The following is a 13,349-nucleotide window of genomic DNA, read 5'->3' as shown; positions in this document are numbered from 1 at the left end:
TATACATATTGACATTCACGAAGACAAATGTTCTCTATTTCATGAAAGGCGAACGTGGAAAATAGCCGTTTGCCCTTCGTGGGAGGAGAATAAAATGGCTATCTGGCAATGGGCTTTGCTGGCCCTCGCATTGCTGTGGGGCTTCCAGTCGCTGGGCGTCTGGTTCCAGATGCGCCACTATTCCGATGTGATGAAGGGCATCACTTCGAAATATTCCGACGGTTTTGTTGGCGCGGGTCACATACGAGGGCGTTTCGGCAAGGGTGTCATCGTGTTGATCGTCGTGGATCGCGACCTCGTGGTGCGTCGCTTCCTCCAGATGAGCGGACGAACCGTCTTTGCAAAGTTCATCCGCCGTGAAGGTTTTGAGGGAATGCGCCTTGGCGAATTGCCGGACAATCCCGCGTTTGGAGAAGGAACGTCTGAAGTGGTGGCTGCCGCCAGACAGGCGATAGAACAGATCGGTCGCATAAGAGACCAGTCCGATGGGATCGAACTCGAAGGTCTGAAGGCAGTGGGAGCATAGGAGTTGCTTGCCTGAAACAAGCAATCGAGGAGGAGCAATGTCGATAGTGACGATGTTGGCGCAACATGCCGACGCAACGATTCAATCCATACATATGGCTGGCAGCATGATTTCCGATGCGGCGCTGCATGGCAAACAGGCCGCAGAGCACGCGGGAAATGATCTTCTGCAGCTTGCGCAAGCAACGGCCCCCGCGCCGGGTGATGCGGGCGGCAGCGGAATTACCGTCGATCAGTTCAAGGAACGACTTCAGAACGTCCAGCAGGAAGAGCAGCTCGGCTGGCTTGCCTCGATCGGCAAGCACTTCATCGGCGTATTCCAGAAAGGCGGCGAGGTTTTCTCGGGGTTTGTTACAGGCATTATCCCGACGCTCGTCGTGCTGATGACCGCTTTTTATGCCGTAACGGAACTGGTCGGCGAAAAGCGCGTCCATGGTATCGCGCGTAGCGCCGGGCGCATTGCGCTGACCCGCTACACGGTACTGCCGGTTCTGTCGGTGTTCTTTCTGACCAACCCGATGGCTTACACGTTCGGCTCATTCCTGGACGAGAAATACAAGCCCGCTTTCTATGATGCGGCCGTGTCCTACGTCCATCCGCCGCTCGGTCTCTTCCCGCACATCAATCCCGGCGAATATTTTGTCTGGGGCGGCGTGCTGGTAGCCCTTCTCGAGCTCGAGAAGAAGGGCGCGGTTCCAACCGGCTATCATATCAATGTCGCCATCTGGTACGCCATCGTGGGTCTCGTGGTGATCCTTCTCAAAGGCATGCTTACAGAACGCATCACCGCCATCATGGCGCGGCGTCAGGGCATTGAGCTTTAAGCCGGAACCGGGGGAGAAAAACATGGTCAAGACCTATAAGGCAGTCAAGATTTCACGCGGCTCGAATGGCTGGGGCGGCCCGCTTGTCATTCAGCCGACCGACCAGCGCAACAAGGTGGTTTCGGTCACCGGCGGCGGCATCCATCCGCTTGCGCGCCAGATCGCCGAGCTGACCGGCGCGGAGGCGGTTGATGGTTTTCGCTCACCACCAATCGAAAGCGAAATGGCAGTAGTGGTTGTCGATTGCGGCGGCACAGCCCGCTGCGGCGTTTATCCGCGCAAGCGCATCCCGACCGTAAACATCACTCCGGTCGGGCAGGCAGGTCCGCTGGCACAATTCATCACTGAAGATATCTACGTTTCTGGCGTAAAACCGGAAAACATCGTTCCCGCTGACGGTTCAGCCGCCGCAGCTCCGGCTGCTGCTGCCGTTGAAGAAGAAAAGCCTGCGCCAGTGGAACAGCCGAGCGAAGGCGGCCTTGTCGGGCTTATCAGCAGCATCGGCCGCGTCATGGGGCGCGTCGTTGGTATCTTCTTCCAGGCCGGACGCCGCACGATCGATCAGGTTATCCGCAACGTACTGCCGTTCATGGCATTTGTGACAATGCTGATCGGCCTGATCCTCTATACCGGGATTGGCGATATTCTCGCCCAGCCGCTCGGACCATTGGCCAATAACATTGTTGGTTTGCTTGTGCTTTCCGCAATTTGCGGGCTGCCGTTCCTGTCGCCAATTCTGGGGCCGGGTGCGGTTATCGCGCAGGTCGTCGGCGTGGCGATCATCGGCCCGCAGATCGCAAACGGCACAATTGCCCCGGCAATGGCCCTGCCCGCCTTGTTTGCCTATAACACGCAGGTCGGTTGCGACTTCGTGCCGGTCGGCCTGGCGCTCGGAGAAGCCAAGCCGAAGACCATCGAAATCGGCGTGCCAGCGGTTCTGATCAGCCGTCAGATCATGGGCCCGCTTTCGGTTTTGATCGCATGGCTGGTCAGCCTCGCGGTGCTTTGAGCTTTCAGCCCGCCGCAGCAAAGGCGGCGGCGGGCAACCTCCCAAACACGTGCAGTAACGATGTTTTCCGATCGATTTCGCCGAGCATCGAATACCATAGAAAGAAAGGACCGCCTCTATGTCGATACACCTGAAAACGCGGATCACCGCAATCGGCCCGGAAGTTGCGGACCTCGCTGAAGGCGGCGTTCTGATCCTGTTTGCTGACGGTTCTCCCCCGGAACTGGCCGAAGTATCTGTCCTCCACGTGGTGGAGGAAGGCCCCGAGGCTTCGGCTCCTGCCGTCGGAACGAAGATCGCAATCGGTGCACTCAAGGCCGAAATCACCGCCGTTGGCGAAAGCGCCTGGCAGAAGGTGCGCGAAATCGGGCATGTCGTCATTTCATTCACCGGTGCAGATTCGACAGATCGCCCCGGCGAAATCTGCGCCAGTGAAATAGCAGGCGAAGAGCTTGTCGCTGCTCTCAAGGAGGGGCAGATTATCACCATTGGCGGCTGAAACTGCCCATCCCTGGATTTGGAATTGCGTGTTAAAACAGACGATTGGAACCCATTTTCAACAATCATTGCGTTGAAATGTTTCAGACGTCGATTTGAGGCTTACATAGATGGAACGCTCGACTATCGTCCGGGTGCGTGAGGGGCTGCATGCGCGCCCTGCGACCCGCTTCGTTAAACTGGCCAAGGGTTTTGAGAGTGATATTGAAATCGCCAAGGCCGGAAAAAGCGTAAGCGCCAAAAGCTCTGTCAAGCTGATGCTGCTTGGCGTGAAGGAGCTTGACGAAGTCACCGTTCGTGCCGATGGAGCAGACGCGATTGAAGCCATTGAAGCGCTGATCGGCTATCTGGAAAACCCGCAGGCGGGCCTGGAAGAGGTCGCCGCGCCAGCTGCACCCGATGCTCCGGCTGCACCTCAAGCCGCAACCATGCCGCAAGTGGCGATCACGCCCAAACTCCCCGCAGGCCAGATCAAGGGAGTTGGCGCAAGCGAAGGCATTTCATTGGGTGCGGCTTTTCCATTTTTCCCCGAAGAAATCAAACCTTCGGGCCGTAAACTCGCATCCGATGAAATAGAGACCGAGATCGCTCGCTTCAGGTCGGCTATCACCACCGTACAGCAACGCATGGATGCCTCCCTTTCCGGCGGCAATCTTGCAGATGCAGACAGAGGCATTATTGCAGCACTGAAGGATATTGCCGCGGATGACAGCCTGATCGATGAAGCGATCGGGCTTATTCGAGGCGGTCTCGACGCAATCTCGGCGATGCTCGCCGCGGCTGCAACCCTGGCCGGGCAATTTGCAGCACTGGATGATCCGTATCTCAACGCGCGCGCGGACGATGTGCACGCCGTCAGCCGCCAGATATGCCTTGCGCTTCTCGGCAAGGAAGACGTCAATCTGGAAGGCCTGCCGGAAGGATCGGTGCTCATCGCAGAAGACATCGGCGCCTGGGATCTCGCAAGAGCGCCGCTCAAGAAGATCAAAGGCGTCGTCTGCGGGCATGGCGGTGCGACCTCGCATGTGGCCATCATTGCGCGTACGCATGGCATTCCAGCAGTTCTTGGTCTGGGAAGCGCTGTGCAGCAACTACGAAATGCGAAAATCGTGGCAGTGGACGGAAGTTCGGGCATCGTTCATGCTGATCCGGACACAGCCGCCCGCAACGAAATCGAAGCGCGCATTTCCAGGGCCTTGCAGGAAAAGCAGGCACTTGATGCTTACCGCTCCGTCACGCCGCGCAGGGCCGACGGTACGATCATCGAAGTTGCAGCCAACATGGGTGCGCTGGAAGAGATCGAAGTCGCGCTTGAATCCGGTGCAATGGGGGTCGGGCTTTTCCGCACCGAACTTCTCTTCATGAAGCATATTCACCTGCCTTCAGAAGATATGCAGACCGAAACCTATTCCGCGCTGCTGAAAGCCTTTGCGCCGAACCCCGTCATCGTTCGCACACTGGATATCGGCGGCGACAAACCGATTGCCGGTATCGAATTTCCCGAAGAAGAAAACCCTTTCCTTGGCTGGCGCGGCATTCGCATGTGTCTGGACCGGGTGGACGTGTTCAAGCCGCAATTGCGAGCGCTTTTGCGTGCAGCGGTCAGCGGCAATCTCAAAGTCATGTTGCCCATGGTTTCGGATGTCGAAGAAATCCGCGCAACCAAACGCCTTATCGCCGAATGTATCGGCGAGCTTGAAAGCGAAGGCAAAGCCTTTGCCGGATTCGACCTTGGCGTGATGATCGAGACGCCCGCCGCTGTTTTCGCTGCGCGGGAACTTGCAAAAGAGGCGGCTTTTTTCTCCATCGGCACCAATGACCTGACGCAATATGTGATGGCTGCGGACCGGCTCAACCCGACCGTGGCGAAACTCAACGATGTTAGCCATCCGGCGGTGATGGCGGCAATCGAGATGACTGCTAAAGCCGGTACGGAAGCAGGTATCATGGTCTGCATGTGCGGGGAGGCGGCAGGAAGACCGGAACTCATCGGCGAGTTCCTGCGAATGGGACTGACCGAACTCAGCATGAGCCCGGCATCAATTCCCCGCGCGAAGAAGCTTATCCTGGATATGTTTCAGCCGTCTGCCCCGAGTCAGGGAAGATGAGCAATTAGCGTCTGGAACAATGTTTCGAGCTGCGCCTGATCGCGCTCTTCTGCTGCCTGCATGAGACGATCATGGCGCACATCCAGCGCCAGAATTGCGCTCTCCAAAGGATCGACGCCTGCCAGATCCGCCGCTTTTGCAGTCGCCAGACCACAGGCAAGCCCCACCGCTGCAAAACAGGTCGTTTCAAATTTGCGCAAGGCTTGGGGGTCGCGATGCCCTTCCATGGAGATGAACCGCACGGGTCTTTCGCCAAGCAGTTCCAGAAAAAGGGCTGTCACGGCCCTGGAGGTGGCAGCAATTTTCGTTTCGCCTGCTTCTGCGGAAAATACGCTTTTCAGCAAAGAGCCATGTTTCCGCATCATCCTTGCATGAACCGTTACGAATGCCGCTTCCTGGATAAGCACGTTCTGCAACTGATGGCGGCGCAACACTTCCTTGGTGAGATAATAAATATCCTTGCGGAAAGCGCGTGCCCCTTCCGTGCCGGCACCGAAATAGACCGACAAGCTTTTGACATGCGGCGCACTGTTATGGACCTTCGGGTCAGCCGAAATCAGCGAAATGGAAATCGTTTCGGCTGTCGTCAGAGCCTTGTCCACCATGCTTGCCGCATGTTCCAGCAACAGTTCAGGAGACGGGATGTTGCTGCGCCTTTCGGCCTCCGGCAAACCTTCGTGGCAATTGCGACGAATCATGTATCGAACGCCACGCAGGCGGTCCTTCAGATTGACTGCAATTTCTTCCGAAAGAGTGCGCAACATTGTCGATTTCCTTATGACAGCACCATCGCAACAGGATGGACCAGACACATGAATTATGGTTTGCCTTCACACGGAAAAGCAATAGTTTCGGTGTAAGAACAGCGCTTATATAATGCAGTATTACGCCATTAATTTGAGGGATAGTTTTGAAAAAGGCCGGCAGGAAGACACAGAAAAATCCGGAAACAGCGGACCTCATCATCGGATCGGAAGGTGTGGCTGCCGAAAACCGTACAAGCCGGCTGCGAACACGCGCTGCGTGGATGTATTATGTCGAACAAATGACCCAGAACGACATCGCGGAAGCGCTCGGCGTCGGGCGTGTCACAATCGTTCGCCTTCTTGCCGATGCCCGCGCTCGCAATGAAGTTAAGATTACCATCGAAGGCAAGCTGGCAAGTCTGACATCCCTCGAAGTCGAACTTGAGAAAACCTTCGGACTGGACCGCGCCATCGTCGCCCCCCTCTCTTCACCCGACATCGATCCTATCCCGCCAATCAGTGCCGCCACGGGCGCCTATCTTTCCGAAAAGGTGCAGCACGGCATGACGATCGGGGTGGGCTGGGGACGTACCCTTTCCAGCACCCTGCAACATATCGGGGCGCGCCCGCTCAACGATCTGAAAGTCATTTCCCTGCTCGGCGGCATCGTACAGCCGCGCCGTTCAAATCCGCCGGAATTCGCTTGGCAGTTTGCGCAGATTTTTCAGGGCGAAGGCTACCTGATCCCCGCCCCGGCTCTGGTCGACAGCAAGGAAACCCGCATTGCCCTCATCGAGCGCTGCGGGCTGAACACCGTGCTCGACATGGCCGAAGAACTCGACATGGTCCTGCTCAGCGTCGGCGATATTCAGACCGCCAGCAGCACGTCCTATCGTGTGGGCCTGATCGATGAGGCGCAGAAACTGTCCCTCATCGAAAACGGCGCCGTTGGCGACGTGCTGTTCCATTTCTATGACAAGGACGGCAAGATCGTCGATGATCCGGTCCATGATCGTGTCATGTCGGCGAAGATCGAAAGTCTACAAAAGACGCCGCAGCGTATCCTCACGTCAGGCGGAAAAGAGAAGATTGCAGCCCTGCTTGGCGCGATAAAGCTTCTGAAGCCGACCGTTCTCATCACCGATGAAGAAAGTGCGGCGCAGATGCTCCGTGAAATGGCGCAACCGGAATGAAAGACAGCACATCGCTGCAACGCGATGTGCCGTTCTTGATTACATTGCTTCGGCAGCGGCTGCGCACTCCTTCAGGATTTGCAGCACGGCAGTCCGCTCCTCGATCTGTGGCATATGTCCGCAACCGGCGAAGATGTGGACGCCAACTTTGCCCGGCAGACCATGCGCGTGAACCACGGGGATAACCCGGTCTTCCGCTCCGAAGATAAGCCGCACCGGCATCGCAAGAGCTGCAATGCTTGAGCGAATCTCAAAGGTTTGGGTGCCATCTGCGAAGAACCGGGCGCCAATCGCTTCCTGCGTATTGCGCAGTTCTGTATCGGCAGCCTGCGTAACTGTTGCATTAATGAACGGCTTGGTCAGACGGGTCTCGTCGGCGACGAGCAGTTTCAGCCAGGGAACGATGCTGGCTTCGCTTTTCGCGCCGACAAGCCCCTTGATGAAGGCGCCGTTGATCTGGGGTCCCAAGCCGCCCGATGAAATCAGCAGCAAAGAGCGCACATCGATGAGCCCCCGCGCCGCGACGACACTCGCCACAGCGCCACCAAGCGAATGCCCGACCAAAAGGCACGAGCTAACACCCAGGGATCCGAGCGTCGCTTCAACCCCGGCAGCAATATCATCGATATTTTCGGGGACGATGCGGGGCGAATTGCCATGTCCGGGAAGATCAAGCGCCAGGATCGGACGGCCCAGCGATGCGCCGGCAAACAATCCGCGCCAGGAATTGAGATCGGCTGCAAAGCCATGGAGCAGAACCACCGGCAGACGCCCTGCTTCCCCCTCACGCAACCAGATTGCATTGAGCTGGCCGAGTGGGGTCGGTTCGGCATTTTTGCTTGCAAACGATTTGGCCGGTATCGCAAGGTTCGCAACGCCGATATCGCCTTCGACGTCCTTCTTCTGCACGCGGCCCTTCGGACCCGATCCCTGAACGGTAGCCAAGTCGATGCCTGCATCACGCGCAAGCCGCCGGGCGAGCGGTGTCGCCCGGACCTTGTCCGCTGAATCCCGTTCGTCGTCTTGGGAGGACTTGGGATCATGCTGTTTCGGCGTTGCTGTTTCGATTGCCCTATCGACGGGCGCAGCAGCAATCGGCTCTTGGGCAACCGCTGCGGGCTTGCCGCTGCGCTCTTCGCCTTCTTCATAAATCCAGGCGACAGCCTGGCCGACAGGCACAACGGCCCCTTCCGCCGCGCTGATGTCCGCGATGACGCCCGAAGCAGGCGCCTCGACTTCCATCGCAGCCTTGTCGGTCTCGATTTCAAAGAGAAGCTGGCCTTTCGTGACCATATCGCCATCCTTGGCGTACCATCGCGAAATCTGGCCCGTTTCCATATCCATATCGACCTTGGGGAGAATGACTTCCACGGCCATGGTCAGCGCACTCCCTTAACCAGATCGCGAGCGCTTCTCAAAATGTCGGGCACCTGTGGAACGGTCGCGCGCTCGAGGTCGGGATTATAAGGAATTGGAGTTTCGGCACCGCCAAGGCGCACGATTGGTGCATCGAGATAGTCGAAAGCATCGCTTTCCGCGACGATTGCGGAGATTTCAGCACCGATGCCAAGCGTCTTCACCGCTTCATAAACGCAGAGCAGCCTGGACGTCTTCTTGACGCTTTTGATGATGGTTTCGCGATCGATCGGACGTACCGTGCGCAGGTCGATCACTTCAACGTCGATCCCTTCCCGCGCAAGTTCGCCAGCCGCATCGAGCGCCTTGTGCACCATGATGGCGGTTGCAACAATAGTCAGGTCGCGACCTTCGCGCACCACTTCCGCCTTGCCGATAGGAACCGTGTAGAAGCCTTCGGGAACAGGGCCTTTCATCTTGTAAAGCAGCTTGTGCTCAAAGATCATCACAGGGTCTGGATCTTCGACGGCCGCCAGCAACATGCCTTTGGCGTCATGCGGGGTGGAAGGCTGGAGGACCTTCAGGCCCGGAACATGCCCCAGCCATGCCTCGAGGCTCTGGCTATGCTGCGCCGCAGCGCCCGTTCCAGAGCCTGCCGGAAAGCGCATGACCAGCGGCACGGACACAGCACCGCCAAGCATGTAGCGGATTTTTGCCGCCTGATTGACGATCTGCTCCATACCGAGGGCAGCAAAATCGGAAAACTGGAACTCAAAGATCGGACGCATGCCGGTCAATGCTGCACCAACCGCTACGCCAGCGCCCCCCAGTTCCGAAATCGGCGTATCCATAACGCGGTCTTCACCGAAGCGATGGACAAGATCACCGGTCACCTGAAATGCGCCGCCATACACGCCAATGTCTTCGCCCATCAGAAACACGCGATCATCGCGCTCCATGGCAATCGCCATGGCTTCCTGAATGGCTTGCGAATAGCTCAACTCACGGATTGTCGTGTCCATGTTCAAATATCGTCCGTGTAAACGTCGCGGGTCAGATTGGTAAGATCGGGCGCAGGGCTGTTCTTGGCGAATTCAATCGCCTCGGCGATTTCCTTCTCGACCTCGGCGCGGATTGCCTCGATCTCGGCGTCGTTGATGAAACCATAGGCTTTCAGATCAGCCTCGAAATGCGCGATTGGATCGCGATCATTCTGCCAATGCTCGATTTCTTCCTTGGTACGATACCGGTTGCGGTCGCTCTTGGAATGACCTCTGATACGGTAAGTCTTGTTTTCGATCAGCGTTGGCCCATCCCCGCGCCGTGCGCGCTCGGTGGCCTCGCTGACGGCTTCCGCCACTTCGGACAGATTATTGCCATCCACGATCACGCCCGGCATGTTGTAGGCCGATGCGCGGTCGGCGACATTCGCAACCGCCGTCGATCGCCGGGTGGAGGTGGACATGCCGTAACCGTTGTTTTCACAGACGAAAACGACCGGGAGCTTCCACACCGAAGCCATATTGAGAGCTTCGTGGAAGGCACCTTCATTGTTCGCGCCATCACCGAAGAACGACACGACAACTTTGCCGTTTTTCTGTTTCTTGGCGGAAAGCGCAGCACCTACCGCAATCGGAATACCGCCGCCCACAATACCGTTTGCGCCAAGATTGCCCTTGGAAACATCGGCGATGTGCATGGAGCCGCCACGGCCCTTGCAATAGCCGGTTTCCTTGCCGAAAAACTCGGCAAACATGCGCTTCACGTCCGCGCCCTTGGCGATGCAGTGGCCGTGACCGCGATGCGTGGATGTGATCATGTCGTCGTCATTCAGCGGCAGGCACGAACCCATGGCACTGGCTTCCTGCCCGATGGAAAGATGCATCGTTCCGTGAATGAGGCCGCGCGTGTAGCTTTCCTCCGCCCCCTCTTCAAAGCGCCTGATGAGATACATCTTGTGCAGCGCTTCTTTCAGTTGATCCGGCGAATAGGTGCGGAAGGCATAGGGCAAGTTGTGACGGTCGCCCGTATCCTGCGGTTCGACTTTTTTGGCTTGAACCATGATGTTTGTCCTTACGCTCCGTAAACGAGCTTGTCCTGACGCGCGCGCAGCTCGGCAATCCTGGAACCGGGAGCCACAGCCGCGTTATCGTAGGTGATGAGCTCGCCCTTTTTGATCGGCCTGGTCACGCTGCCACCTTGCAGAAGCCCGCAGGGGATCGCATGCGCGCTACGCGCTTCGCCTGAGGTCATGATCCACGCGCGGTAGCAATATTCGCCAATCGCATCGAGCTTTTCGCCTGGCTGCATGTCCTTCTTTGCAACCGCAGCCACTTCCGCGACCGGCTTTGAAAGCGGCACCATGTCCGGCTTGCCGTAGAGCACCACCCGGGCACAGGTGAGCGGCACTTCGAGGGAAGTCAGGTGATATGGACGATGGAATGTGAAATATGGACCCTTGCCCATCTTCAAATCTTCCATACGCTCGGAAATACGCGGATGCGACATGTCGGCCACGACAAACACGCCCGGAGCTACGCCCTTGCCGATCGAATAATCGACCACGCCGACCTTCGACAGCACGCCGCCGTCCTTTTCAGGAATCAGTGTCTTGTTGAGCTGATCCAGCGTTGCAGCAGGGCCATGCATGCCAGCCTTATCCGGGACAAGACCCGTGGCATTGGCAATGGCGGCCATTTCGACCATGGTTTTCGAACCATCCACGAATTCCACCAACATGCGCACATTCATGTTTCGGCGCGTGGCTTCTTCAATATATTGGTCGGGAACAGCATCGATGTTGAGGGGATTGTTCTTGCCCTTTCCTGCAGCCACAATCGGATGGCCCATCGCCGTCACAAACTCGATCAGTTCCATGCATGACGACGGCTCATCGCCGGCACCCAGTGAATAGGTGACGCCGAGACGTTCGGCTTCCGCTTTCAGGTAAGCGCCGATCGTGACGTCAGCTTCGACATTCATCATGACGAGATGCTTGCCGTGCTCCATGGCGCGCAGGCCGATTTCGGCGCCGACAGCCGGAACTCCGGTCGCATCGATCACAACATCAATAAGGTCGTTTTCAAGGATCAGATCGGCATTGTCGGTTACGGCGACCTTGTGCGCCTCCATGGCGGCAGTCAGATCGGAAGCGGTCGAAACCTCGCGGCCATGGCCTTCTTCCTGGAAAGCAATATCGACCGCTTTCAGGGCATTGGGAATACGCAGTTCGGAGATGGCGCCGATTTCGATGCCGGGCATATGCGCGACACGCGTGACGATATCCGTGCCCATCTCGCCCGAGCCGATCAGGCCGATGCGAATGGGCCGCCCACTATCCGCACGCGCCTGCATGTCACGCGCCAAACCTGTCAACGCCACATTGGTTGCCATCGTTTCCTCCTGAACCTCCCTGCAAAAATTCTCGCAGTCTCCTCTGATACCCTATGGATTAATGAACATTTGTTTTTAAGTCAATACCAGTGTTCATTAAGGGGCCGCAAGCCGGAGCATCCAGATGCCATATTGTTATTCAACTTTGGTTTGATATAGAATACAAATGTTCTGCCGTTTCGCCCGGTTCACTTTTTGAAACGTCGATACGTGCGAGCTAATAATGGCGTTCTGTTAGCTCGGCGCACTTTGGGAAAGTGCCCCGGGGGGAGGAGAAATAAATGGACGCATTTCTGAGCGGGTTGAAATCGGCAATCGATACATTGGGGGCAACGGTTCTGCTGCCGATTGTCATCTTCATCATTGCCGTCGTACTTGGCGCAAAAGTGGGCAAGGCCTTCCGTGCAGCCGTGACCATCGGCGTGGCTTTCATCGGTATCAATCTGGTTCTGGGCCTGATGTTCACCTCTATCGGTGAAGTGGCGCAGGCAATCGTCACCAATACCGGCATCAAGCGCGATATCGTCGATGTCGGGTGGCCTTCGGCTGCTGCAATCGCCTTCGGCTCGTCAGTGGGCTTATGGGTCATTCCGGTCGGCATTCTCGTCAACATCGCGCTTCTGCTGCTACGCTGGACACGCACGCTGAATGTGGACGTGTGGAATTTCTGGCACTTTGCCTTTGTCGGCTCACTGGTCGTCGCTGCAACCGACAACCTTGCCCTATGGCATCATCATTGCAGCGCTCGTTGCCGCTCTATCGCTGTTGTTTGCAGACTGGTCAGCGCGCGCCGTTCAGCAATTCTATGGCGTGCCGGGCGTTTCCGTGCCGCATCTGGCTTCCGCGCAGATTCTGCCGATTGCGATCATCCTCAACTGGATCATGGACCGCATTCCCGGCATCAACAAAATCAATATCAGCACCGAAACCATCGAACGCCGCTTCGGCGTGTTCGGTGAACCGGTCGTGCTCGGCCTCATCATCGGTCTGGTGCTCGGCCTCATAGCATTTTACAATGCGGGCGATTTCGGAACTATCCTGGCAAAGGTTCTCGGCACCGGCATGACGCTTGCCGCAGTGATGCTGCTTCTGCCGCGCATGGTCAAAAAATCCTGATGGAAGGACTGTTGCCGGTATCGGACGCGGCGCAGGAATTCGTGCGCAAGCGCACCGGCGACCGCGAACTTCTCGTCGGCCTCGACTCGGCTATCCTCATCGGGCATCCGGCGGCGATTTCGTCCTCGCTCATTCTCGTGCCGATTGCGATCATCCTGTCGGTCATCCTGCCGGGCAACCGCGTGATCCTGTTTGCCGACCTCGCCGTCATTCCGTTCATCGTCGCCATGACTGCACCGCTCCTGAAAGGAAACGTGTTTCGCATGGTCGTCGTCGGAACGATTACGCTGGCCATCGGCTTCTATGTCGCCAATGCTCTCGCACCGTTGTTCACCAGCGCTGCCGTTTCATCGGGCTTCAAGCTGCCTGAAAACGCCCTGCAGATTACGTCTGTGGTCGACGGTTTCCTGTGGGTGCCATATGTCATCATCTCGGCCATCCAGTGGCTCGGTGCCATTGGTATCGCTGTGATCGCCGTGGTCATTGCAGCACTTTTCATGCTCTATCGGCGCAACACGCTGGCATGGGAACGCGCCGCAGGTGCGGAGGACGAACCGGCGGACGAAATTGCTGCCTGATGG

At 57.4% G+C, this 13,349-nt stretch carries 11 protein-coding genes and 1 pseudogene; 7 read left to right on the top strand and 5 right to left on the bottom strand.

Annotated features, from left to right (window positions below; translation table 11 throughout):
• The first annotated feature begins 94 nt into the window (after window positions 1–94).
• The 5 genes from OINT_RS21740 to ptsP all read left to right on the top strand — a co-directional run bounded on the left by OINT_RS21740 (window position 95) and on the right by ptsP (window position 4,964).
• On the top strand, window positions 95–526 hold the full coding sequence (locus tag OINT_RS21740) for a transcriptional regulator GutM (protein ID WP_006470098.1): 432 nt from the start codon (window positions 95–97) through the stop codon (window positions 524–526).
• Between the two features lie 37 nt (window positions 527–563).
• Window positions 564–1,349, top strand: coding sequence for a PTS glucitol/sorbitol transporter subunit IIC (srlA, locus tag OINT_RS21735; protein WP_025091134.1), 786 nt, complete (start codon window positions 564–566; stop codon window positions 1,347–1,349).
• 22 nt (window positions 1,350–1,371) lie between these two features.
• Window positions 1,372–2,358 carry a PTS glucitol/sorbitol transporter subunit IIB gene (gene srlE, locus OINT_RS21730; RefSeq protein ID WP_006471858.1) on the top strand — a complete coding sequence of 329 codons (987 nt, stop codon included), beginning with the start codon at window positions 1,372–1,374 and terminating at the stop codon, window positions 2,356–2,358.
• A gap of 118 nt (window positions 2,359–2,476) precedes the next feature.
• Window positions 2,477–2,857: a PTS glucitol/sorbitol transporter subunit IIA gene (locus OINT_RS21725; protein WP_006470095.1), complete on the top strand. Its 381-nt coding sequence runs from the start codon at window positions 2,477–2,479 to the stop codon at window positions 2,855–2,857.
• A gap of 109 nt (window positions 2,858–2,966) precedes the next feature.
• Window positions 2,967–4,964: a phosphoenolpyruvate--protein phosphotransferase gene (gene ptsP / locus OINT_RS21720; RefSeq protein WP_006470094.1), complete on the top strand. Its 1,998-nt coding sequence runs from the start codon at window positions 2,967–2,969 to the stop codon at window positions 4,962–4,964.
• Here ptsP and OINT_RS21715 read toward each other — a convergent pair.
• Window positions 4,952–5,728, bottom strand: coding sequence for a hypothetical protein (locus tag OINT_RS21715; RefSeq protein ID WP_006471857.1), 777 nt, complete (start codon window positions 5,726–5,728; stop codon window positions 4,952–4,954). The genes ptsP and OINT_RS21715 overlap by 13 nt on opposite strands.
• A gap of 146 nt (window positions 5,729–5,874) precedes the next feature.
• On the opposite strand from OINT_RS21715, the gene OINT_RS21710 reads away from it, so the two are divergent.
• The gene (locus tag OINT_RS21710; RefSeq protein ID WP_006470092.1) at window positions 5,875–6,903 is read left to right on the top strand and encodes a sugar-binding transcriptional regulator; all 1,029 of its coding nucleotides are present in this window, start codon (window positions 5,875–5,877) and stop codon (window positions 6,901–6,903) included.
• Between the two features lie 39 nt (window positions 6,904–6,942).
• Here the strand turns inward: OINT_RS21710 and OINT_RS21705 are convergent, their stop codons facing one another.
• Genes OINT_RS21705 through OINT_RS21690 form a run of 4 tightly spaced genes read right to left on the bottom strand, consistent with a single transcriptional unit; the run spans window position 6,943 to window position 11,652 of the window.
• Window positions 6,943–8,280, bottom strand: a complete 1,338-nt coding sequence (locus tag OINT_RS21705; protein WP_006470091.1) for an acetoin dehydrogenase dihydrolipoyllysine-residue acetyltransferase subunit — start codon at window positions 8,278–8,280, stop codon at window positions 6,943–6,945.
• A gap of 2 nt (window positions 8,281–8,282) precedes the next feature.
• Window positions 8,283–9,281, bottom strand: coding sequence for an alpha-ketoacid dehydrogenase subunit beta (locus tag OINT_RS21700; protein WP_025091127.1), 999 nt, complete (start codon window positions 9,279–9,281; stop codon window positions 8,283–8,285).
• A gap of 2 nt (window positions 9,282–9,283) precedes the next feature.
• A complete protein-coding gene (locus tag OINT_RS21695; RefSeq protein ID WP_006470089.1) occupies window positions 9,284–10,321 on the bottom strand; it encodes a thiamine pyrophosphate-dependent dehydrogenase E1 component subunit alpha in 1,038 nt (345 codons plus the stop codon).
• Between the two features lie 11 nt (window positions 10,322–10,332).
• Complete coding sequence (locus OINT_RS21690) at window positions 10,333–11,652, bottom strand: NAD(P)H-dependent oxidoreductase (protein WP_006470088.1); 1,320 nt, start codon at window positions 11,650–11,652, stop codon at window positions 10,333–10,335.
• 281 nt (window positions 11,653–11,933) lie between these two features.
• On the opposite strand from OINT_RS21690, the pseudogene OINT_RS21685 reads away from it, so the two are divergent.
• Window positions 11,934–13,346, top strand: a pseudogene (locus OINT_RS21685) (PTS galactitol transporter subunit IIC).
• Window positions 13,347–13,349: the final 3 nt, after the last annotated feature.

Source organism: Brucella intermedia LMG 3301, from assembly GCF_000182645.1.
Taxonomy (GTDB): Bacteria; Pseudomonadota; Alphaproteobacteria; order Rhizobiales; family Rhizobiaceae; genus Brucella; species Brucella intermedia.
This window is presented reverse-complemented; position numbering and strand designations above follow the sequence as displayed.

Excerpts from the sequence above, each read along its gene's own strand:
- OINT_RS21740 (WP_006470098.1), top strand. The coding sequence starts at position 95 with ATGGCTATCTGGCAATGGGCTTTGCTGGCCCTCGCATTGCTGTGGGGC.
- srlA (WP_025091134.1), top strand. The coding sequence starts at position 564 with ATGTCGATAGTGACGATGTTGGCGCAACATGCCGACGCAACGATTCAA.
- srlE (WP_006471858.1), top strand. The coding sequence starts at position 1,372 with ATGGTCAAGACCTATAAGGCAGTCAAGATTTCACGCGGCTCGAATGGC.
- OINT_RS21725 (WP_006470095.1), top strand. The coding sequence starts at position 2,477 with ATGTCGATACACCTGAAAACGCGGATCACCGCAATCGGCCCGGAAGTT.
- ptsP (WP_006470094.1), top strand. The coding sequence starts at position 2,967 with ATGGAACGCTCGACTATCGTCCGGGTGCGTGAGGGGCTGCATGCGCGC.
- OINT_RS21715 (WP_006471857.1), bottom strand. The coding sequence starts at position 5,728 with ATGTTGCGCACTCTTTCGGAAGAAATTGCAGTCAATCTGAAGGACCGC.
- OINT_RS21705 (WP_006470091.1), bottom strand. The coding sequence starts at position 8,280 with ATGGCCGTGGAAGTCATTCTCCCCAAGGTCGATATGGATATGGAAACG.
- OINT_RS21700 (WP_025091127.1), bottom strand. The coding sequence starts at position 9,281 with ATGGACACGACAATCCGTGAGTTGAGCTATTCGCAAGCCATTCAGGAA.
- OINT_RS21695 (WP_006470089.1), bottom strand. The coding sequence starts at position 10,321 with ATGGTTCAAGCCAAAAAAGTCGAACCGCAGGATACGGGCGACCGTCAC.
- OINT_RS21690 (WP_006470088.1), bottom strand. The coding sequence starts at position 11,652 with ATGGCAACCAATGTGGCGTTGACAGGTTTGGCGCGTGACATGCAGGCG.